This is a genomic window from Aliivibrio sp. 1S128, assembly GCF_001691065.1.
GTDB lineage: Bacteria > Pseudomonadota > Gammaproteobacteria > Enterobacterales > Vibrionaceae > Aliivibrio.
In genome coordinates, this window is the sequence record NZ_MAJV01000049.1 from 1 (window position 1) to 1,070 (window position 1,070).

Consider the following 1,070-nt stretch of genomic DNA (forward strand, 5'->3'; position numbering starts at 1 on the left):
GCTAAAATTTACGGTGGCGTAGCTAAAGATTTCGCATCAATCGATAACGCTCCTGAAGAGCGCGAGCGTGGTATCACAATCTCAACTTCTCATGTTGAGTACGATACTCCTGCACGTCACTATGCACACGTTGACTGTCCTGGACACGCCGATTATGTTAAAAACATGATCACTGGTGCTGCTCAAATGGATGGTGGTATCCTAGTTGTTGCTGCAACTGATGGTCCTATGCCACAAACACGTGAGCACATCCTACTTGGTCGTCAAGTTGGTATTCCTTTCATCGTTGTGTTCATGAACAAATGTGACATGGTTGATGATGAAGAACTTCTTGAGCTAGTAGAAATGGAAGTTCGTGAACTTCTTTCTGAATACGATTACCCAGGTGATGATTTACCAGTAATCCAAGGTTCAGCTCTTGGCGCTCTAAACGGCGAAGAACAGTGGGAAGCTAAAATCATTGAGCTTGCAGAAGCTCTAGATACATACATCCCTCTTCCAGAGCGTGCTGTAGACATGCCTTTCCTACTTCCTATTGAAGATGTATTCTCAATTCAAGGTCGTGGTACTGTTGTTACTGGTCGTATCGAACGTGGTATCCTACGTGTAGGCGACGAAGTAGAAATCATTGGTATCAAAGAAACTACAGTTTCTACATGTACTGGTGTTGAAATGTTCCGTAAACTGCTTGACGAAGGTCGTGCTGGTGAGAACGTTGGTGCACTTCTACGTGGTACTAAGCGTGATGACGTTGAACGTGGCCAAGTACTTGCTGCTAAAGGTTCAATCAACCCACACACTAAATTTGAGTCAGAAGTATACGTTCTTTCTAAAGATGAAGGCGGCCGTCATACTCCTTTCTTCAAAGGCTACCGTCCTCAGTTCTACTTCCGTACAACGGATGTAACTGGCGATATCACACTTCCTGAAGGTGTTGAAATGGTAATGCCTGGTGACAACGTTCAAATGACGGTTGAGCTTATTGCTCCAATCGCAATGGACGAAGGTCTACGCTTCGCAATCCGTGAAGGTGGCCGTACAGTTGGTGCTGGTGTTGTTGCTAAAATCTT

1 protein-coding gene is annotated in these 1,070 nt (G+C 44.9%); it reads left to right on the plus strand.

All coding sequences use genetic code 11. The annotated features are described in order from the left end of the window. On the plus strand, window positions 1-1,070 hold a 1,070-nt coding region (tuf, locus tag A6E03_RS07700), incomplete at both ends, for an elongation factor Tu (protein WP_065593228.1).